This window comes from Pseudomonas sp. CC11G (assembly GCF_056174845.1).
Genome location: NZ_JBWBZC010000030.1, coordinates 19,094 through 40,468, shown reverse-complemented (window position 1 = coordinate 40,468; position 21,375 = coordinate 19,094). Strand labels below are relative to the sequence as shown.

Sequence of the window (21,375 nt, the reverse complement as noted above, 5' to 3'; positions counted from 1 at the left end):
GATGCAGGCCACCTCGATCAACCTCGAGGACGTGCCGAACACGCCTATATCCTTGCCACGGTGGACGAGGGCGATGCGTTACCTTGCGCTATTGGGAGTCGCGTGGGCTGGCGCCGCAGATTGCCTTTCGCACCTCATCCTGAGGCGCTGCGTGGTTGGTGGCCCATGGTTTTTTTTGGCGTGACCATTCTCTCGGACATGCTCTACCGCGCTGGTCGCTGGAAGGCAAAAAGATCGAGATCCGCCCGCTGGTGGACGTGATTCCGCCGATGGAACTGGGCCTGGTCTGGCTGCCGGACAAACAACTGTCGGAACCGGCGCAAGCGTTCCGACAGTTTCTGATCATGGCCTGCGCGTCTTAACGCCGAACGGGGCTTTCCGGCGGCCAGGTGCCGTTGTTCATCAGGGCATCGAATGATTCGGTCATCTGTTTGGCACTGGCCGGGTAGTCGTGCCGTACCCACCACAGCCACAGGCCGATCAACGCGCCGACGAAGCAGCGCACGGCCACCTCGCCTTGCATGTCTGCGTTCTGATACAGGCCGTGTTTGCGGTAGTGCTCGCGCACTTGAATGATCAGGATATTTTCCAGGTGGGCGAGGATCACGCTTTGTCCCGGCCCGCTGAAAAACGAGGTGGTGAGCTTGGCATGGCGCTCGGTGGCGCTGAATAGCCAGGTGGACACATCCAGCACCACGCGCTGGTCGCCGCGTACTTCGGTGACCTTGGTGCTGGGCACACCAATGGCCTCGTAGCCGGCGAGAATCAGGTCTTCCTTGGTGCGAAAGTGGGCGTAGAAGGTGGAGCGAGACACCCCGGTGCGGTTGAGCAGTTCCTGCACCGTGATATCGGCGTAGTCCTTCTCCAGCGCCAAGCTGTACATGCTGTCTAACAACAGGTCTCGGGCGCGCTGGGAGCGCGGGGCGTGACGTTCTTTGGCGAAGTTTTCATTGACCATTTGTACGGGAGCGACGTGAGACATCCTGTACCTCTGCAAAGCTATTTTTATGGAGTCATAGCGCTGTGAACCCAGAGGGCGCACGGCGGTGAGGCTTGAACAGTGACCTGAGCAGATCTGCCCATGCACTATATGTTGTAGGACACTTTTTACGGAAGTGTTAATTTCAAGGCGTGAAATCGAACACTTTGCCCGTTCTGTTCGTTGTGCGTTTTGCCCCTGGCTCGTACCGTTTCTCCAGTCCGCTAGAGACCTTGGAGAACAATAACAATGAGCCATGATCCAGCCGTACCTGCACACATACCGCCGCATCTGGTGCGCAATATCGACATCTGGGCCGAACTCACCGCCCAGAACGAAAATGCCTATGCCTGGGCCGCCGAGCTGCACAACACCACGCCGCCGATTTTCTGGATTCCGCGCTTAAGCTTTTTGCCTGGCACCTGGGTGCCACGCCGCGCCGAAGACCTGCGCCGCATTCTGCAAGACCCGGAAACCTTCAGCAGCGTGGGCCTGACCCCCTACGCCATGTTGCTCGGCGAAAGCTGGCGCCTGGCGCCGCTGGAAATCGACCCGCCCGAACACGGCAAATACCGCGCGCTGCTCAATCCGCTGTTCACCCCGAAGAAAGTCGAAGCGCTGGAGCAAGACATTCGCACCCTGGCCAACCAACTGATCGACGCGGTGGTGGAGCAGGGCAGCTGCGACTTCAACGAGGCTTTCGCCAAACCGTTTCCGACCCTGATCTTTCTCACCTTGATGGGCTGGCCGCTGGAAGACCGGCCGCTGTTCCAGCACTGGACCCAGACGCTGATCAAAAGCTTCGATATCCAGGTGGTCACCGACAACGCCCGGGCCATCACCACCTGGATTCGCACCCATATCGCCGAACGCCGCGCCAACCCCGGCGACGACTTCACCAGCTACCTGCTGCGCAGCGAAATCGACAGCCGCCCGCTGACCGACGACGAGATGCTGGGCATCAACTTTCTGATCTTTATCGCCGGGCTGGACACCGTCACCTCGTGCCTCGGCCTGTTCTTCCGCCACCTGGCGCGTAATCTCGAACAGCAAGCGCAACTGCGCGCCCACCCGGAGCAGATTGGCGATGCGGTGGAAGAACTGCTGCGTTCGTACTCCATCGTGAACATGCGCCGCACCGTCACCAAGGACGTGCAGATCGGCGAAGCGACCATGAAGAAGGGCGACTTCGTGTTGATCAGCACCGAGCTGGCCAACCTCGACCGGAAGTATTCGACGCTGCCGCCACCGTGGATTTGCAGCGCAACGCCGCCGCTGCGCCGCATATGGCGTTCTCTTACGGCGTGCACCGCTGCGTGGGTTCCCACCTGGCGCGCCGCGAGCTGCGCATCGCCATGGAACTGTGGCTGGAACGCCTGCCGCCGTTTCGCGTGGCCGATGGCAGCACGCCGAAGTTCAACGCGTTCGGCGTGTTCGGCATGGAGGAGCTGGAACTGCAGTGGGACCTGCCGGCCGGCGCCGCTGCCAGCAGCACTCAAGCGGCGGTCAGCGCATGAAAGTGGTTATCCAGCAGCCGGCCTGCGTCGGCCATGCCCGCTGCAACCACGTGGCACCCGAGCTCTATGCCCTCGACGACAACGGTTATATCGCCAGCAGCGGCTTCATCGTTGCGCCGGGCCAGGAAGGCTTGGCGCAGCGCGGCGCGCGGGCGTGTCCGGAGCGGGCGATCACGGTTCACACCGACGACACACCGACTTGAAATGCAACCCGTAAAAGAAGAACAACAATGAACAAGAGCTACGACTACATCATCATCGGCGCCGGTTCTTCTGGCTGCGTGTTGGCCAACCGCCTGTCTGCCGACCCTGCGGTGTCGGTGCTGCTGATTGAAAGCGGCCCCGATGACACCAGCGCCCTGATCGCCATGCCCCGTGGCATCGGCAAATTGCTCAATCCCGGCAACCCGCACGTGTGGACTTACAAGATCTCCCGTGGCGAGGGCATGAGCGATGAGCAGTGGCTGAAGGGTAAAACCATCGGCGGCTCCAGCTCGGTCAACGGCATGGTGTATGTGCGCGGCGCGCCGGCCGACTACGACAACTGGGAAGCCCAGGGCTGCACCGGCTGGGGCTGGGCCGATATGGGCCGGCAGTTTGTTGCCCTGGAAGATCACCAATTGGGCAAAAGCGAATGGCGCGGTGTGGGCGGCCCCTTGAAGGTGACCGTGCACCCCTCCGGCGATGCGCTGTGCGACGCGGTCATCAGCGCGGCCGGCGCCATGGGCGTAAAGCGCACCAATGACACCAACCATGTGGATTCGGTCACCCACGGCGGTTTTGGTTACCAGCCGCAAACCACCTGGAAGGGCCAGCGCTTCAGCGCGGCCAAGGCGTTCCTCGACCCGGTGCGCGAGCGCGCCAACCTCACCATTGTCACCAATACCCAGGTGCAGCGCATCGAGTTCACTGAGCGCCGTGCTTCGGCCGTGCAACTCACCAGCAGCGCCGGTGCCGAGCGCATCGAAGCGCGCCGCGAAATTCTGCTGTGCGCCGGTGCCGTGGAGTCGCCGAAGCTGTTGCAACTGTCGGGCGTCGGCCCGGCGGCGCTGTTGCAGCAACACGGTATCGCCGTGGTGCAAGACGCCCCGGATGTCGGCCGCAACCTGCGTGAGCACGTGTACATGGCCATGCAGTACCGCGTCACCAGCGGCAGCTTCAACCACTGTTTCCATGGCCTGGGTTTGCTCGGTGCGGTGGCCAACTACTTCGTGTGCAAGAAAGGCCCGATGACCCACGCCGCCCACGAAGCCGGCGGCTTTATCAAGACCAGCCCCGAGCTGGACCGCCCGGACGCGCAGATCGGCGTCAGCCTGTATTCCATGGACGGCGACGGCAACAAGGTGGAAATCGACAAGCAGCCCGGCCTGACCCTCGGCGGCTACTTTATGCGTCCGCAAAGCCAGGGCGAGTTGCGCATTCAGTCGGCCGACCCGGCAGTGGCGCCGCAAATCCACGGCAACTACCTGAACGCCGACATCGACCGCCGCTCGGCCATCGCCCTGGTGCGCTGGTTCCGGCGTCTGGCGGCACAACCGGCGCTCAAGCCTTTTATCGTCAACGAACTGACCCCTGGCGCCCAGGTGCAAACCGACGACGAAATTCTCGCCGCCTTCCGCCGTTACGGGCAGACCGCTTACCACGTCTCCGGCACCTGCCGCATGGGCGCCGACAGCGCCTCGGTGCTCGATCCGCAACTGCGTGTGCGCGGCGTGGAGGGCCTGCGGGTGGTCGACACCTCGGTGATGCCGTGTCTGGTCTCCGGCAACACCAACGCCCCGGCCATGGCGATCGCCATGCGCGCCGCGGAATTTATCACCGGCAAACAATCAGGAGCGGCAGCGCAATGAGCATTCCGTTTACCCATCTCGACAAACTCTATATCGACGGCGCGTGGGTCGCCGCTGATGGCCCGCGTGAGCCAGTGCTCAACCCGGCTACCGAAGAAGTGATCGGCCACGCCCCGGTCGGCGATGTGCAGAGCGCCGATGCCGCGATTGCCGCTGCCCGCCAGGCCTTCGATAACGGCCCATGGCCGTGGCTGAGCATGGCCGAGCGCGCCGGTTACCTGCGCCGTATGCATGCCGCGCTGGTGGCCAAACGTGAGCAGATTGCCGCGTTGATCGTCGCCGAAGTCGGCTGCTCGCAAGGCGTGACCTACGCCATGCAAGTGGATATGCCGCTGGGCCATGTGCTGACCGCCATCGAGCAGTCGATTCAAAGCGACAGCCAACAGATTCCGGTGCACAGCAACCCCAACCCATTCAACCCGACCGGTCCGCTGATTCTTGGCAGCGGTACCGTGGAGCGCGAAGCCATCGGCGTGGTGGCCGGCATTACCGGCTACAACTTCCCGTTTCTGCTCAACCTGGCCAAGGTGTTTCCGGCGCTGCTGGCCGGCAACACCCTGGTGCTGAAACCCTCGCCATTTACCCCGTACTCGGCGCTGCTGTTCGGTGAAATTGCCGAGGAAATCGGCTTACCCAAAGGTGTGTTGAATATCGTCACCGGCGGCGTCGAAGTGGGCAGTTTGCTCAGCAGCGATGCGCGGGTGGACATGGTGTCGTTCACCGGTTCGGAAACCGTTGGCATCAGCATCATGAGCCAGGCCGCGCCGACCCTTAAGCGTGTGCACCTGGAGCTGGGCGGCAAGTCCGCCTTGATCGTGCGCGCCGATGCCGACGTGCAAGGCACCGCCCTCGGCGCCGTGGCTGGGCTCGCGGTAAACGCCGGGCAGGGCTGTGCGCTGCTGACGCGGTTTCTGGTGCACAACTCGATTCGTGAACAGTTTGTGCAGATTGCTGCCGCCGTGGCCGGGCAGTGGAAGGTCGGTAACCCGGCCGACCCGAGCGTGATGATGGGCCCGCTGATTCGTGAGTCGCAGCGTGCCAAGGTCGAGCACTTTATTGCCAGCGGCCGCGATGCCGGCGCCACCCTGGTGTGTGGCGGCTGGCGGCCGGCGCACTTGAAGCAAGGGTTCTTCAGCGACCTGACCCTGTTCGACAACGTGCGCAATGACATGACCATCGCCCAGGAAGAAATCTTCGGCCCGGTGGGCGTGGTAATCGGCTACGACACCGACGACGAAGCCATCGCCATCGCCAACGACTCGCGCTTTGGTTTGAACGGCGCTGTGGCGTCTGCCGATGCGGCGACCGCCTATGCGTTGGCTCGGCGTATTCGTGCCGGCAGCGTGTACCTCAATGGCGGCAGCGGCGGGTTGCCGTATGCGCCCATCGGCGGCTTCAAACGCTCCGGTATCGGCCGCGAGTTCGGGCCCAACTGGCTGAAAGAGTTCACTCAGGAAAAATCCATCATTTACCCAATCGGGCGTTAGCCAGGGCGCCCCGTGCGCGGGGCAACAACACAAAACGACTGACAATAAAAACAAAAGGTGGTTTGCATGAAACAGATGAGTAAAGCGGTGCGTACGCGCCGGGCCATGGCGCTGTTGGTGCTCGGCGAATTGGCGTTGGGGCAGGGTGGCAGTGCGTGGGCAGCGTCTATCGATTTGCCCAACCCGGACTATCGCCTGCGCTGGGATAACACCGTGCGCTACAACCTCGGCATGCGTACGGAAGGGCAAGACGACCGCATCATGAACAACCCCAACTACGACGAGTCGGACGGCAAGTTCGACAAGGGCGATATCGTCACCAACCGCGTCGACATCCTCACCGAGTTGGACTTCGCCTACCGCAAGGAGTGGGGCGCGCGCCTCAGCGCCTCCGGCTGGTATGACCAGGCGTACCACGACAACGACGTGCACAGTAATGTCGCCGGCTACCAGACCAGCTACGAGAATGACCGCTACAGCTCGGAAACCAAGCGCTACGCCGAAGGCCCGTCGGGGGAAATTCTCGACGCCTTCCTGTGGAAAAACTTCCGCCTGGGCGACACCACCGTCAACGTCAAAGCCGGCCGTCACACCAACTACTGGGGCGAAGGTTTGCTGTTCGGCGCCCACGCGATTTCCTACTCGCAAGCCCCGCTGGACGGCGCCAAAGCGGTTACCAGCCCGGGCATCGAAACCAAGGAAGTGTTTTTGCCAATCGGGCAGATTTCCGCCAAGTCGCAGGTGACCGAAAACCTCAGCCTGGCCGGGCAGTACTTCTACGAGTGGGACTACACGCGCATTCCTTATGGTGGCACCTACTTCGGTGCGGCGGACCCGTTCTTTGAAGGCCCGGATCGCCTGCCGGTGGCGCCCGGTTTCTCCTTTAAACGCGAAGACTCCAAGTTCGGTCGCGACAGCGGCAACTGGGGCGTGATGGCCAAGTACGACGTGGAAGCGCTGCAATCCACCTTCGGCGTCTACTACCGCCAGTTCGACGACTACCAGCCGTGGCTGGCGCCGCAGGTGTCGGCCGCTACCGGCAGCTACCGCCTGGTGTACCCACGTAACGTCAAGCTGATTGGCCTGAGCGTTTCGACCGTGCTCGACACCGTGTCGGTGGGCAGCGAGATTTCCTATCGCAAAGGCGGTGCCTTGAACGCGGTGGGCGTGGACGAAGCCGACGACGAAGGCCCACGCGGTAACAGCTACCACTTCGTGGCCAACGCCGTGTACGGCGTGCCGCGCAACTTCATCGCCCCCAACGCCACCCTGGTGGCCGAGTTCGCCTATAGCCACCTGGACAAAGTCACCGACCATAAAGAGCTGTACCTGGGCGACAACACCGCCAACTGCATCGACCCACGCAAAGGCACGCCAGGCTCCGGCGATGAAAGCGACGGCTGCTCCACCCGCGACTACGCCGCCATTGCGGTTAACTACACCCCGCAATACCTGTCGGTCTTCCCGTCGTGGGACCTCACCGTGCCGCTAACCGTCAACTACGGCCTGGACGGCAACGCCGCCACCGCCGGCGGCGGCAACGAAGGCGCGCTCACCTGGTCGGCCGGGGTGAACTTCACCTATGCCCAGCGCTATGAATTTGGCCTGCGTTATGCCGACAGCGATGCCCAATCGAAAAACCTGCCCGGCAACAACATCGGCGGTAACGGCGCCGTGGGCGGCACCGACCGTGGCTGGCTGGCCTTCACCTTTAAAACCTCCATCTAACAACGCCAAAAAGCGGAGAACGTATTTATGAAAGGACAACTTGCACTGGCCATCGCGCTGCTGGGCGTTGCCACTTGCAGCCTGGGCGCGGCACCGGCCGATCAGGTCGCCCAGATCGGTAAAACCTTGACGCCCTTTGGCGCCATCATCGCCGGCAATGCCGACGGCAGCATTCCGGCCTATGAAGGCGGCCTGCGCACGATTCCCGCCGGCTTCAAACCGGACAGCGGTTTTTGGGTAGACCCGTTCAAAGATGAGAAGCCGCTGTTTCGCATCACCTCGAAAAACATGGACCAGTACGGCGACCGTCTGAGCGGCGGGCAAAAACTGCTGCTGAGCAAATTCCCCGAGTACTACCTGGACATCTACCCCAGCCACCGCACCGCGGCGTACCCGCAAGAACTGCTGGATGCCACCACCCGCAACGCCAGCACCTGCCACACCATCAAGGAAAACCTCGCGGTAGACCCGGTGTGCCGCGGCGGTATTCCGTTTCCGCTGCCGCAAAACGGCAACGAGGTGATCTGGAACCAGCAACTGCGCTACAAGAGCCCGGGCTATACCACCACCTCGTCGTCCAATAGCTGGGTGGTGGACTCCGGCGGCACGGTGACCAAAACCGCCGAATCGGCCACCTTCGAAGAAGCGCCGTACTACCAGGTGAAACAGGCCGACCGCGACCCGCAGTTGTACTACCGCGCCTGGGCGCTGGACAGCTACCCGGCCCGTAGTGCTGGCCAGTTGGTGATTCTTGCCGACTACCTCGACCCGACCGTGCAACCGCGCCGCGCCTGGAGCTACACCCCCGGTATGCGCCGGATCAAGTTGGCCCCGAGTTCGCCTACGACACCCCGGTGCCGAACCAGGGCGGGGTAAACCTGTTCGATGAGCTGCAGATGTTCTCCGGCAGCCAGGACCGCTTCGACTACAAACTGGTCGGCCGCAAGGAAATGTACATCCCATACAACGCCTACAAGTTCTACTTCACCTGTGGCCAGGAAGAGCAATTCACCCCGCACCACGCCAACCCGGCGTGCGAGCGTTGGGAACTGCACCGCGTGTGGGTCGTGGAAGCCACGCTGAAACCGGGCAAACGGCACGTGTACAGCAAGCGCACCTACTACCTCGACGAAGACACCTGGGGCGCCGGCCTGTACGACGCCTGGGACCAGGGCGGCACGCTGTACCGCGCGCTGTTCCTGAGTGGCGTGCAGCTGTACGACAAAACCCTGCCGTACACCGTGAAGAACGTGAGTTACGACTTCAACAAAGGGATCTGGTCGTTGCTGAATGACGGACTGAAGGGCGGCTATATCGTGCATGACACGCCCAAGTCCGAGCGGGATATGAAACCGGAGTCGATTGTGTCGGAAGAGACGCAGCGCTGATTGGAACGAGTTGACCATGCATTTTGCGGCCCCTAGTGGGCCGTTTTTTTTGGCTGTTTTCAGGATCAAGAACTCGAGGCTGAAGACTCTCCCACAAAGAACCAGGATCCCCTGTGGGAGAGGCTTCAGCCTCGATGCCTTTGATCTTTTTTCACAATTAAATGAACACAATTACAAAATGTGTTTATATTATTTCATCGCCACGCAGGCCCATTAAAACAAGGAGAACGCCATGCTGATTGATGTCCACGCCCACCTGCTGACCGAAGGCATGCTCAACCGTCACGAATTCTGGGGCCCCTTTATGAAGGTGCAGGGCCTCACCGTGGGGCACTTTTCCCTCGGCACCAAACAACCGGCCAAGGCCGCCAACGACGCCGAAGCCCAGGCCAATATCCTCGCGCGCATGACCCACGCGGCGCGGCGCAAGCTGATGGCCGAGCGCGGCGTCGACAAGCTGGTGATGTCCACGCCCTCGCACTGCTTTATGTACTGGGCCGGCGACTTCGCCAACGAATACGCATGCATCTGCAACGACGAGCTGTCCGCCTTCTGCCGCGCTGACCCGGATCACTTCGACTTTTGGGCCCACGCCAACTTGGCCGACCCGGAAAACGCGGCGAAAGAAATCGAGCGCGCCGTCACCCAGTTGGGCGCCAAGGGCGTGTGCGTCGGCGGGGCCAACTTCAACGGCCTGGAAGCCCACGACGAACGCCTGTTTCCGGTCTGGGAAAAACTCACCCAGCTCGACGTGCCGATCATGGTGCACGGCTTCAACCAGTCCATTTACTGGGGCGAAAAACACACCGACGACAAGTTCGAAACCACCTCCATCGTCGGCGACTGCGTGGATGAAACCCTGTTCTTCTGGTACCTGATCTGCGGCGGCGCGCTGGATGTATTCCCAACCCTGAAAACCTATATCACCCACGCCGGCGGCATGGCGGTGTTCCAGCTGGGCCGCCTGAGCGAACTGAATCGCGCCATGGCGCCGGACTCGCGCAACCAGCGGCCGTTGATGGACTACATGCAAAACTTCTACTTCGACCTCGACGTGCATGCCCCCGGCCTGCGCCGTGGCGTGGCCGAAGTGGTTGGCGCCGAACGCCTGCTGTACGGCACCAACTTCGGTGGCGCCTATGACCATGGCGACCTGACCGCAGGCATCGGTTTGTCCAGCGAAGACCGCGAGCGCATTCGCAGCGGCAATGCCATCGAGCTGCTCAAACTGAGCATGCCGGTGAGCGCCAAGCCGGTGCTCACGCCATGACCGACAGCCTGCTGGCCATGGCCGCAGGCCGGCCGTATCCGCAGCGCCAGGGCCAGTTGCCCCGGCAACTGCGCGATATCACTGCCGCCTGGCTCACGCGGCTGCTGCAGCCGCGCTATCCGGGCGTCGAGGTGTTGGCCCTGAGCACCGTGGAAATCCGCAACGGCCATACCACCAAGTACCGCGCCAAACTGGAGCTCAACGAGGTAGGGCGGCGTGCCGGCATTCCCCAGCACGTGTGCCTGAAATCCAACTGGTCCGAAGGTTTTGAGAGCGGCGATATCTGCGAGCTGGAAGCGCGCTTTTATCACCTGGCGCGCAGCTGGAGCGACGCGCCGCTGCCGGCTACTTACTTCACCGACTGGGACGCCGATGGCGGTGGCCGTGGCGTGGTGCTGATGGAAGACCTTGGCGTGGCCGAGGGGCAGTTTGGCCATAGCACCGACCACCTTGGCGTGGATGGCGTGGCGGCGGGGCTGGAGTCGTTGGCCACCCTGCATGCAGCCACCTGGGGCAATGCCCAGTTGCAGCGCCAGGCCTGGTTGCCGGTGTCCATGGACAACCCGGTGGACAGCAACGGCCTGCTGCGCATGTACAACTACATCCGCGTAAACCTGCGCCGCCCCGAATACCAGCAACTGCTACCTAAGTGGATGTACGAGACGCCGGAACTGTTCAGCCACGCCTTTGACGAGCTGGCGGCGTTCGAGCAAGAGCAGACGTCGCCCAGCTGTCTGATTCACGGTGACTCGCACCAAGGCAACAGCTTTCTGCGTGCCGATGGCCAGCGTATCTGGCTGGATTGGCAACTGGCCCGCCGTGGCCGACCGTGGCGCGATATCGCCTACTTTATGCTTGGCGCGCTCACCGTGGAGGAACGCCGGGCCGAGGCACCACGCCTGGTGCAGGTGTACCGCGAGAAGCTGATCAGCCTGGGTGCCGAAGGCGTGCTTGACCAGAACGCCGCCTGGGAACAACTGCGCCGCTGGCCGGTGTGGGGCATGCAGACCTGGATGTCGAACATGGACGATTGGGGCCAGGCCGGGCAGCCGATGGTGGAACGCTTTTTTGCCGCTGCCGAAGACTTCGACACCATCAAGCTGCTCACCCACGGCCGCAGGCCACGGCGTACGCCGACCCTGGGCGAGGGCGCGCGCCCGCTGACGGCGGCGTATCAGCATTTGCTGGAGGGCTAAGCATGGTGGTGTTGAGTTTGAGCGGCGCAGACAACGTGCGCAGTTTGAAAGGCATGCCCACAGAAGACGGCCGGCGTATCAACGGCCATCACCTGGTGCGCTCCGATCAGTTGTATCGCCTGTCGTTCGAAGACTGGCAGCGGTTGGAGCAACTCGGGGTCAAGACCGTTTGCGACCTGCGCAGCCTGGAGGAGCGCGAGCGCTACCCTAGTCGCCTGCCGGCGGGGGATATGCAGCACTTGCACCTGGCAGTGGTCGGCGATGTGCGGGCCGACCCGGAGATCGCCGCCATGCTGGCTGACAACCCGGTGGCGGAGGGTGCGCGGCGCATGATGCTGGAGGTATACCGACGGCTGCCGGCGATGTTGGCGCCGCACTTGCCCGAGTTGTTTGGTTTGTTTGCCGCCGGCCGCGCGCCGGTGCTGATTCACTGCGCGGCGGGCAAAGACCGCACGGGCGTGATGGTGGCGCTGGTGTTACACGCGCTGGGGGTTGCGCCGCAGCGCATTCTGCTCGACTACCTGCTGTCCGCCCGCAGCTTCAGCGAGCTGGATGGCGAACGGCAGGAAGCGATGAGCAACGCCGTCAACCGCCTGGTGCGCCAGCCGGTCAGCGTGGCGGCGATTGACGCGGTGCTGGATGCGCGGCCGGAGTATTTGCTGGCGGCGTATGCGGCGATTGATGCCGAGTTTGGGGGCATTGATAGCTATATCCAGCGCTTTAGTGGGCTGGATGAAACAGGCTTGCAGCAGCTACGCAACGCTTTGCTCTCGTAGGAGCCAGCTTGCTGGCGAACCCTGCAAACGAAGATCCGGAATATCGTTTTCAGGGTTCGCCAGCAAGCTGGCTCCTACGGTTTGGATCTGCGCTGGGCCAAACCTATGCCTAACAAAATCATTCCGCCACCGACGGCGTGGTAGAGGTGTAGCGTTTCGCCGAGCATCAAAATCGCCAGCACCGCCGTAAACAACGGCACCAGATTCATCAACACCGCCGTCTTCTCCGGCCCCAGCGTTTCCAACCCGCGCATCCACAACCCCGGCGCCATGGCTGAGGCAAACAGCCCGGCAAACAGCACCAGGGGAATGTTCTTCGCCGTCAGGGCGATGTCGGGCGCCAGCAGAAACGGCGGCACCAGCAGCAACGTGCCAAACACAATCTGCACATACAGGCATTCCCAGGTCGGCAGCGGAATCTGCCAGCGCTTTACCAGTACGCAATACAGCGCGTACGACAAGGTCGCCAGCAGCATCAGCCACTCGCCACGGCCGACGCCGTGCTGCCACAGGGACGGCAAGTCGCCGGCGGCCAATAGCCACGCCAAACCAGCGAAGGAAATCAGCGCGCCGATTACAAATAGCCGGGTAGGGCGGGTGTGCAGCACCGGTATGGCTAGCGCCACCGTCAGCAGCGGCAAGGTCGCCAGAATCAGCCCCATGGAGGTGGCGCTGACGGTGTGGGCAGCGAAGTAGGCAAGCGATTGATAGAGCGACATGCCCAGCAAGCCGAGCAGAAACAACTTGGCCAGATGCGGGCGGATGGCCCGGCGAAGGCGCCAGACGCGTGGCAGCAGCACGGGCGATAACACCAGCAGCGCGACCAGCCAGCGGTAGAACGAGATGGCGGCCGGGTCGATAACGCCCACCGAGAGGCGATTGACCACGGTGCTCGCCGCCCAGATGAGAGTGGCGAGGATGGGGAAAAGTAACCCGTGGATGGGTGGGGCCGCCGAGGCGAGCCGACGGCGAAACCCATCGCGATTTGTGCCGGGTGCGAATTGATGGGTTTCGCTGCGCTCTACCCATCCTACGGGGCTGGCTTTATTGCGCCGCTTCATTACGCGCCTTGATCGACGCCGCAAAATCGCGCTTCAACGTTGGGAAGTAAGCAATCTGCCCACCCATCCCGCCGGCAATATCGATGGACGCCGCGCTGATAAAACTCGCGTACTCGCTGGACAGAAACAGCACCATCCCCGCCACATCCTCCGGCTTGCCATACCGCCCAATCGGCACCACCTTCATCACCATCTCATCGAATTCTTCGCGGCTCACGCCCGGCCCCATTTCCTTGTAATGGCGGTCCCACTGGCCGGTGTCGATCCAGCCCATGTTCAGGCTGTTGACCAGAATATTGTCCTTGGCTAGCGACATACCCAGCGAGCGAGAGAGGGCCACGCAGCTGGCGCGGTTGATCACTGAAGGGATGCCATCGGGCGTCGGCACGGTGCCGGCCAAGGCGTTGATCTCGATAATTCGTCCCCAGCGCTGCAAGCGCATATGCGGAACGACGGCCTGAACGAAGCGGAAATGGCCCATTTGCAGCACATTGGCGTGTTCAAGAATGGCTTCCGGGGTGAGGGTATCGAGGTTGCCGCTGCGGCCTTGCCCGGCGTTATTAACCAAAATGTCCACGCCGCCCCAGGCCTCGACCACTTCAGACACAAAGTGTTGAACACCCGCTGTGTCGGTTACGTCCACCACGCGGGCCAGCACGGCCTGGGCGTTCGGCTGCAGCTGTGCAGCAGCCGCGTCTACCGCTTCCTGGCTACGGGCGCAGATCGCCACTCGGGCTCCTTCCAGGGCGAACGCACGAGCTATGGCAAGGCCTATGCCCCGTGAGGCGCCGGTGACGATCACGCGTTTGCCGCTTAGATTGATGTTCATTTCAGGCCAGCTCCTATTGTTCTTGTAGGCTCGGCAGGGGCACGCACGCCGCCCTCGGGTGGCTCATTTAAAGCGCAAAGTGCCACAAGTGCAAAACATAATTGAACAGTTACCCATGTTGTGTGCAATATGCGTCGGAAGGTTTTTCCGGGCACTGCCAGCCTGGGAAGGTTTCAGAATGGCGAATCGACATTGCGTTCTGAATACAGAATCAAATCTTTATATGGAATTATTATTTTTTCTCGGTTAATTTAATTTCAAGCCGCGAGGGCGTAACACCGCTTGGAGCACAAGCAATACCACCCGCGAAGGCTTAGGCGAGGTGCACAGCACCCGCACGTTACAGAGGTAGCAATCGTTCACCCGACCTCACATAAACGACTGAAAATAAAAATAAAAGGTGGCTCGTATGAAAGACATGACCAAGCATGGTCGGCACATGTTCAGCCGTAGCGCTGTTGCGCTTGCGGTGCTCGGCAGCATGAGTTGCGCCCAGGCAATTTCGTTCGATCTAAGCAACCCCGATTACCGCCTGCGCTGGGACAACACCGTGCGTTACAACCTCGGTATGCGCATGGAAGGGCAAGACGATCGCATCATGAACAACGCCGCCAACGATGAGTCGGACGGCAAGTTCGATAAAGGCGATATCGTGACAAATCGTCTCGATGTGTTGAGCGAGATCGACTTCTCCTACCTCAACGAGTGGGGCGCACGCCTTAGCGCCGCCGGCTGGTACGACAACGCCTATGACGACACCACGGTCAAAAGCAACGTGGGCGGGCAGACGAGCTACGACCGCGCCCGTTACAGCGACGAAGTAGAGCGCTATGTAAACGGTCCGTCGGGCGAAATTCTCGATGCTTTCGTGTGGAAAAACTTCCAGCTGGGCGAAACCCCGGTCAACGTCAAAATCGGTCGTCACACCAACTACTGGGGTGAAGGTCTGTTGTTCGGCGCCCACTCGGTTTCTTACTCGCAAGCGCCAAGTGACGGCGTAAAAGCCGCTACTAGCCCAGGTATCGAGACAAAAGAAGTGTTTCTGCCTATCGGCCAGGTTTCGGCCAAGGCTCAGGTTGGCGATCACCTGTCGATTGCCGGTCAGTATTTCTATGAATGGGACTACACCCGTATCCCATACGGCGGCACTTACTTCGGCGCCGCCGACTTCCTGTTCGAAGGCCCGGACCAATTGCCCGCTGGCCCAGGTGCGCTCAAACGCTCGCCGTCCAAATACGGCCGCGACAACAATGCCAACTGGGGTGTGATGGCCAAGTACAACCTGGAGGAGATCGAATCGACCTTCGGCTTCTACTACCGCCAGTTCGATGACTACCAGCCCTGGCTGGCGCCTGAAATTCGCGCCACCAAAGGCGACTACCGCGTGGTGTACCCACGTGGGGTGAAACTCGCCGGTATCAGCTTTGCCCGCGTGTTTGATTCGGTCGCTGTTGGTAGCGAACTGTCGTACCGCAAAAACGGTGCGTTGAACGCCACCGGTGTGAGTGCCGTGGATGATGAAGGTCCGCGCGGTGACACCATTCACTTTATCGCCAACGCCGTGTACGGCGTGCCGCGTAACTTTATTTCCAACAACGGCACCCTGGTTGGCGAGTTCGCTTATAGCCACCTGGACAAAGTCACCGAGCACGAAGAGCTGTTCAAGTACAAAGGCAACGCCGCCTGTACCGATGCGCGCACCCCGGGCATTGCCGGCTCTGGCGATGAGTCCGACGGCTGCTCCACCCGCGACTACTATGCGGTGGCGGTGAACTACACGCCGCAGTACCTGAACATCTTCCCGTCGTGGGATATGGATGTACCGCTGACCATCAACTACGGCATTCACGGTAACGCCGCGACCGCCGGTGGTGGCAGTGAAGGCGCCATGGCCTGGTCCACCGGGGTGAAATTCACCTACCAGCAGCAGTACGAGTTCAGCCTGCGTTACGCTGACACCCGTGCCCAGTCGAAGAACCTGTCTGGTGACCGCGTAGGCGGTAACGGCGGCATCGGCAACACCGATCGCGGCTGGCTAGCCTTCACGTTCAAAACCTCCTTCTGAACAACTATAAAAACGGAGACCGTCTGAATGAAAAGACAATTAGCCTTATCCGTCGCCTTGCTTGGCTTTGCTACCTGCAGCATGGCCGCCGTCAGCCCGGAGGAAGCCGCACAGATCGGCAAAACCCTGACCGCCTTTGGCGCGATTCAGGCCGGTAATGCCGAAGGCACCATTCCGCCTTATGAAGGTGGCCTGACCAAGGCGCCTGCCGATTTCAAACCGGATAGCGGCTTTTGGGCCGACCCCTTCCGCGATGAAAAACCGCTGTTTCGTATCGACTCGAAAAATGTGGCGCAATACGCCGACAAGCTGAGCGAAGGGCAGAAAGAAGTCCTGAAGAAAAACCCGGACTACTACTTCGACATCTACCCAAGCCACCGCACCACGGCTTACCCGCAAGACGTGCTGGACGCCACCACCCGCAATGCCACCACCTGCAACACGTTGAAAGACGGCTTGGCAGTGGACGTGGCATGCCGTGGCGGCCTGCCATTCCCGATTCCAAAAACCGGTAACGAGGTGATTTGGAACCAGCAGCTGCGCTACAAGATTGGCCACGGTTATTCCACCACCAGCTCGTCCAATAGCTGGGTAATGGATGCCAACGGTCAGCGCACCAAAGCAGCTGAACAAGCCACGTTTGAAGAGCAGCCGTATTACCAAACCGCGCAGACCGACCGTGACCCCAACATGTATGCGCGCGTGTACTCGCTGAACAACTACCCGGCGCGTCGCTCTGGCGAAGTCACTGGCATCAACGACTACCTGGACCCGACGGAAAAACCACGTCGCGCATTCAGCTATTCGCCCGGCCAACGCCGCGTGAAGTTGGCGCCCGAGTTTTCCTTCGATACCCCCGTTCCGAGCCAGGGTGGCGTGACCTGTTTGACGAACTGCAAATGTTCTCCGGCAGCCAGGACCGCTTCGATTACAAACTGGTCGGCCGTAAGGAAATGTTCATTCCTGCCAACGCCTACAAGTTCTATTTCGAGTGCAAGCAGGATGAGCAATTCCTCAAAAGCACCGCCAACCCGGCCTGCGAGCGTTGGGAACTGCACCGCGTGTGGGTGGTGGAAGCCACGCTAAAACCTGGCAAGCGCCACGTGTACAGCAAACGCACCTACTACCTTGACGAAGACAACTACGGTATCGGCCTGTACGACGCCTGGGACCAAGGCGGCACGCTGTATCGCAGCATCTTCCTGAGCGGTGTGCAGATCTACGACAAAAGCCTGCCGTACAACGTGAAAAACGTGGTGTACGACTTCAACAAAGGCATGTGGGCATTGCTCAACGATGGCCTGAAGGGCGGCTACAAGTTTATCGACAAACCACGCAGCGAACGGGACATGAACCCCGAAGCCATCGTGGCCCGCGAAACCCAGCGCTGAGTCTGGCTCAACGGCTCGCGGCACCCGGTGCCCGAGCCTGGCTGTAAAGGCTGTATCTGCCACGCCACCGTCTTTGCGGCGGTGACGTGAGCAAGCCACCTGGCTGGTGAGGACAAAAATAATGATTAGCCAACGCCTAGTACGCTCCAACCGTTCCATTGCGCAGTTGTGCTGCGCCACTCTGGTTTCTTTACTGCTGGTCAGCCCTGGCGAAGTACGTGCGCAAGACGCCGTCATCGACCCGCTGAACGAGCAGTCGCAACTTCTGCAGGGCCCGCTGAGCGCGCCGCTGATTGGCGTGGCGCGCGCCGGCTCTGTGCTGGTCAGCGTCGGTCTGCATGGCCTGATTCAACGCTCCAGCGACAACGGCAAAACCTGGCAGCAGGTGCAAAGCCCGGTCGCCAGCGACTTTGTGCAGGTGCGCTTCAGCGACGCCACCAATGGCTGGATCGTCGGCCACGACTCCGTAGTGCTGCACAGCAGCGATGCCGGCGCCACCTGGGCCGTGCAGATGGACGGCCGCAAACTGCTCACCCTGCTCAACGATTTCTACGGCAAACGCGCCGAGCAGGGCGATGAAGCCGCTGCCGATATGGTGCAGGAAGTCAGCCGCGCCATGGGCTCCTCGGCGAGCCCCGACGTGCTGCCGGCGCCGCTACTCGATGTGCTGTTCGACGCTCGGGGCCACGGCTTTGCCGTCGGCGCCTTCGGCATGATTCTGCGCAGCGACGATGCCGGGCAAACCTGGCAGCCCTATATCGAGCGCGCCGACAACGACCGCCGTATGCACCTCTACGGCCTGGCCGAGCACGATGGCAGCTTCTATATCAGCGGCGAACAAGGGCTGCTGATGCGCCTGGACAGCACCCAGCCGAGCGATCAGCAGCGCTTTACCCAAATCGAAACGCCGTACACCGGCACCTACTTCGGTGTGGCCGCGTTCGACCACCTGCTGCTGGCCTACGGGCTGCGCGGCAACCTGTTCGCCAGCCGTGACGACGGCCAGCAATGGCAGCAACTGGACACCACCCTCAACAGCAGCCTGGTCAGCGTGATCGAGCAGGGCAATGCGCTTCTGGTAGTAAGCCAGGGCGGGCAACTGGTGAGCGTGGACCGAAGCAGTTTGCAGGTCACGCCACTGGCCGATGCGCGCGTTGGTGAGGTGTATGCCGCCAGCGCCACCGAGCAGGCCGGCAGTTTAGTGGTTACGCGTTTCAGCGGCGCCAAGGTCATCGATATCGCCCAGGCCAACTAAGCGCCGTCGGCACGATTCCCCTACGAGACAAACGATATGGTCGAGCAAAAATTCAACAGCGGGATGCCAGTGATAGCCAACCTGGAGGACTTCGACAAGAGCTCCGGCGGCTGGTTTGAACGGGTGATTTTCCACAACCGCGTGTTGGTGGTGGTGTTCTGCCTGCTCGCCACCCTGGTGTTGGGTTTCTTTGCCACCAAGTTGGAAGTAAACGCCAGCTTCGAAAAGATGATCCCCAGCTCCAGCCCGTACATCAAAAACTACCTGGCCAACAAAGATCAGCTGCCGGGCCTGGGCAACAGCATTCGCATCGTGGTCGAGAACAAGACCGGCGATATCTACGACGCCGACTACCTGCTGGCCCTGCAGAAAGTAAACGACACCCTGTACCTCATTCCCGGCGTCGACCGCTCGTGGATGAAGTCGCTGTGGATGCCGATTGTGCGTTGGAAAGAAGTAACGGAGGAGGGTATCGACGGTGGTGCCGTGATGCCGTCTGACTACGATGGCAGCGAGAAATCGATCAAGGCCCTGCGCCGCAACATCATGCGCGCCGGCATCACCGGCAACCTGGTGGCCAACGACAGCAAGTCGAGCATGATTGTGGCGCCGCTGCTGGACCGTAATCCGCAGACCGGCAAGCCGCTGGACTACGGCGATTTCTCCAAGCAACTGGAAAGCAAGATCCGCTCGTTTGAAAGTGACAAGGTCGGCATCCATATCGTCGGCTTCAGCAAGCTGGTGGGCGACCTGATCGACGGCCTGTATTCGGTGATGCTGTTCTTCGGCGCCTCGGTGGTTATCGCCGGCCTGTTTGTGTACTTCTACACCCGCTGCCTGCGCAGCACTCTGCTGCTGGTGAGCGTGGCCGTGGCCGGCGTGGTGTGGCTGCTGGGCCTGATGCAGATTCTGGGTTACGACCTGGACCCGTACTCGATTCTGGTGCCGTTCCTGATCTTCGCCATCGGTATTTCCCACGGCACGCAGAAGATGAACGGCATCCTGCAAGACATCGGCCGTGGCACCCATAAATACGTGGCGGCGCGCTACACCTTCCGCCGGTTGTTCCTCACCGGGCTGACGGCGCTGCTGACCAATATCGTAGGCTTTGCGGTGCTGGTGATCATCGACATTCCGGTGATTCGCGACCTGGCACTCACCACCAGCATCGGCGTGGCCGTGCTGATTTTCACCAAACTGCTGCTGATTCCGGTGGCGCTGTCGTACCTCGGCGTCAGCAAAAAAGCGGCGCGTATTGCGATCGCCAAAGACCAGGCCGGGGAAGCCGGTCGCGGCTTTCTCGGGCATATCTGGCATGGCCTGGACCGCTTCACTGAGCGCCCGATGGCCACCGCCGTCATCGCCTTGTCCTTGGTGGTCACCTTGATCGGCAGCGTCGTGATGATGCACCTCAAGGTCGGCGACCTGGACCCCGGTGCGCCGGAGCTGCGTGCCGACTCGCGCTACAACCGCGACAACGCCTATATCACCAGCAACTACGGGCTCTCCAGCGATCAGTTTGTGGTGATTGTTAAAACCAACGAAGACAGCTGCCGCCTGTACCAGTCGCTGAAAAGTATGGACAAGCTGGCCTGGACCTTGCGCCAGACACCGGGCGTGCAAACTACCCAGTCGCTGTCTGAAACCGTGCGGATGATCAGCTCCGGCATGGCCGAAGGCAGCCCGAAATGGCTGAGCATCAGCCGTGACCAGGCCATCACCAACTCGGCAGTGGATGCGGCGATGATTTCCGCGCCCGGCATCACCAATCAGAAATGCTCGGTGACCCCGATCGTCGCCTACCTGGCCGACCACAAAGCCGACACCCTGACCCGCGTGCTCAAGGTGGCCGAAGACTTCGCCGCGCAGAACAACACCGCCAAGGACGCCGAAACCCGGTGGAATACCTGTTGGCTGCCGGTAATGCCGGCATCGAGGCGGCGACCAATATCGAAGTCGAGAAGGGCATCATCACCATGTACCTCGCGGTATATGGCGCCACCGCGTTGCTGTGCCTGCTTACCTTCCGCAGCTGGCGCGCCACGGTTGTCGCGTTGATTCCGCTGCTGATGACCACGGTGATCTGCAAGGCGCTGATGGTCTGGCTGGGCATTGGCCTGAAGGTCGCCACCTTGCCGGTAATTGCCGTAGGTGTGGGGGTGGGCGTGGACTACGCCTTGTACCTGCTCAGCGTGCAACTGGCGGTGCAGGAGCGCGGCGGCAGCCTGGCCGTGGCCTACCGCCGCTCGCTGGACTTCACCGGCCGCGTGGTCGCCCTGGTGGGCCTGACCATGGCCGCCGGCGTGATCACTTGGGCCTGGTCACCGATCAAGTTCCAGGCCGACATGGGCATCCTGCTCACCTTCATGTTCCTGTGGAACATGCTCGGCGCGCTGATCCTGATTCCGGCCCTGTCGCACTACCTGCTCAACCCCAAAGGCAATTCCAAAGAGGGCGTGACCCTCGACCTGGAAGACGCCCGCGCGCAGCAGGAAACCCGCAAGCCGGCCCCTGATTCCGCGCACAACGCATTGACTGAGCCCGCCTTACCCCGGCGTGCCCGCTGACTAACAAGCCGGGCGC

12 protein-coding genes and 5 pseudogenes are annotated in these 21,375 nt (G+C 61.5%); 14 read left to right on the top strand and 3 right to left on the bottom strand.

Annotation, left to right across the window (positions count from 1 at the left end):
* Positions 1 to 362 (top strand): annotated as a pseudogene (locus AC0V2S_RS24680) (LysR substrate-binding domain-containing protein); the annotation flags it as partial.
* Here the strand turns inward: AC0V2S_RS24680 and AC0V2S_RS24675 are convergent.
* Entirely contained in the window at positions 359 to 982 is a 624-nt protein-coding gene (locus AC0V2S_RS24675; protein ID WP_475512019.1) for a TetR/AcrR family transcriptional regulator, read from the bottom strand. The pseudogene AC0V2S_RS24680 and the gene AC0V2S_RS24675 overlap by 4 nt on opposite strands.
* A 246-nt stretch (positions 983 to 1,228) precedes the next feature.
* Between AC0V2S_RS24675 and AC0V2S_RS24670 the strand changes: the two are divergent.
* From AC0V2S_RS24670 to AC0V2S_RS24630, 9 genes and pseudogenes are all read left to right on the top strand, one after another.
* A pseudogene (locus AC0V2S_RS24670) lies at positions 1,229 to 2,496 on the top strand (cytochrome P450).
* Positions 2,493 to 2,699, top strand: coding sequence for a ferredoxin (locus tag AC0V2S_RS24665; RefSeq protein WP_475512018.1), 207 nt, complete (start codon positions 2,493 to 2,495; stop codon positions 2,697 to 2,699). The pseudogene AC0V2S_RS24670 and the gene AC0V2S_RS24665 overlap by 4 nt, the downstream one beginning before the upstream one ends.
* A gap of 27 nt (positions 2,700 to 2,726) precedes the next feature.
* Positions 2,727 to 4,346, top strand: a complete 1,620-nt coding sequence (locus tag AC0V2S_RS24660; RefSeq protein ID WP_475512017.1) for a GMC family oxidoreductase — start codon at positions 2,727 to 2,729, stop codon at positions 4,344 to 4,346.
* Positions 4,343 to 5,833 carry an aldehyde dehydrogenase family protein gene (locus AC0V2S_RS24655; RefSeq protein WP_475512016.1) on the top strand — a complete coding sequence of 497 codons (1,491 nt, stop codon included), beginning with the start codon at positions 4,343 to 4,345 and terminating at the stop codon, positions 5,831 to 5,833. The genes AC0V2S_RS24660 and AC0V2S_RS24655 overlap by 4 nt, the downstream gene beginning before the upstream one ends.
* A 66-nt stretch (positions 5,834 to 5,899) precedes the next feature.
* A complete protein-coding gene (locus tag AC0V2S_RS24650; RefSeq protein ID WP_475512015.1) occupies positions 5,900 to 7,561 on the top strand; it encodes a DUF1302 domain-containing protein in 1,662 nt (553 codons plus the stop codon).
* A 27-nt stretch (positions 7,562 to 7,588) separates the two neighbouring features.
* Positions 7,589 to 8,949: pseudogene (locus AC0V2S_RS24645) on the top strand (DUF1329 domain-containing protein).
* A 232-nt stretch (positions 8,950 to 9,181) separates the two neighbouring features.
* The gene (locus AC0V2S_RS24640; protein ID WP_475512014.1) at positions 9,182 to 10,219 is read left to right on the top strand and encodes an amidohydrolase family protein; all 1,038 of its coding nucleotides are present in this window, start codon (positions 9,182 to 9,184) and stop codon (positions 10,217 to 10,219) included.
* Positions 10,216 to 11,415 (top strand): phosphotransferase, encoded by a 1,200-nt coding sequence (locus AC0V2S_RS24635; protein WP_475512013.1) that lies wholly within the window; start codon positions 10,216 to 10,218, stop codon positions 11,413 to 11,415. The genes AC0V2S_RS24640 and AC0V2S_RS24635 overlap by 4 nt, the downstream gene beginning before the upstream one ends.
* Before the next feature lie 2 nt (positions 11,416 to 11,417).
* On the top strand, positions 11,418 to 12,191 hold the full coding sequence (locus tag AC0V2S_RS24630) for a tyrosine-protein phosphatase (RefSeq protein ID WP_475512012.1): 774 nt from the start codon (positions 11,418 to 11,420) through the stop codon (positions 12,189 to 12,191).
* A gap of 74 nt (positions 12,192 to 12,265) precedes the next feature.
* Here AC0V2S_RS24630 and AC0V2S_RS24625 read toward each other — a convergent pair whose 3' ends face one another.
* Together AC0V2S_RS24625 and AC0V2S_RS24620 are read right to left on the bottom strand one after the other, a co-directional pair.
* A complete protein-coding gene (locus AC0V2S_RS24625) occupies positions 12,266 to 13,132 on the bottom strand; it encodes a DMT family transporter (RefSeq protein ID WP_475512022.1) in 867 nt (288 codons plus the stop codon).
* Positions 13,133 to 13,235: 103 nt separating this feature from the next.
* Complete coding sequence (locus AC0V2S_RS24620; RefSeq protein WP_475512011.1) at positions 13,236 to 14,081, bottom strand: SDR family oxidoreductase; 846 nt, start codon at positions 14,079 to 14,081, stop codon at positions 13,236 to 13,238.
* A gap of 409 nt (positions 14,082 to 14,490) precedes the next feature.
* Here AC0V2S_RS24620 and AC0V2S_RS24615 point away from each other — a divergent pair, with 409 nt between their 5' ends.
* The 4 genes and pseudogenes from AC0V2S_RS24615 (at position 14,491) to AC0V2S_RS24600 (ending at position 21,359) form a co-directional block, all read left to right on the top strand.
* A complete protein-coding gene (locus AC0V2S_RS24615) occupies positions 14,491 to 16,146 on the top strand; it encodes a DUF1302 domain-containing protein (protein WP_475512010.1) in 1,656 nt (551 codons plus the stop codon).
* 27 nt (positions 16,147 to 16,173) lie between these two features.
* A pseudogene (locus AC0V2S_RS24610) lies at positions 16,174 to 17,537 on the top strand (DUF1329 domain-containing protein).
* A 121-nt stretch (positions 17,538 to 17,658) separates the two neighbouring features.
* The gene (locus AC0V2S_RS24605) at positions 17,659 to 18,792 is read left to right on the top strand and encodes a WD40/YVTN/BNR-like repeat-containing protein (protein ID WP_475512009.1); all 1,134 of its coding nucleotides are present in this window, start codon (positions 17,659 to 17,661) and stop codon (positions 18,790 to 18,792) included.
* A 36-nt stretch (positions 18,793 to 18,828) separates the two neighbouring features.
* A pseudogene (locus AC0V2S_RS24600) lies at positions 18,829 to 21,359 on the top strand (efflux RND transporter permease subunit).
* Positions 21,360 to 21,375: the final 16 nt, after the last annotated feature.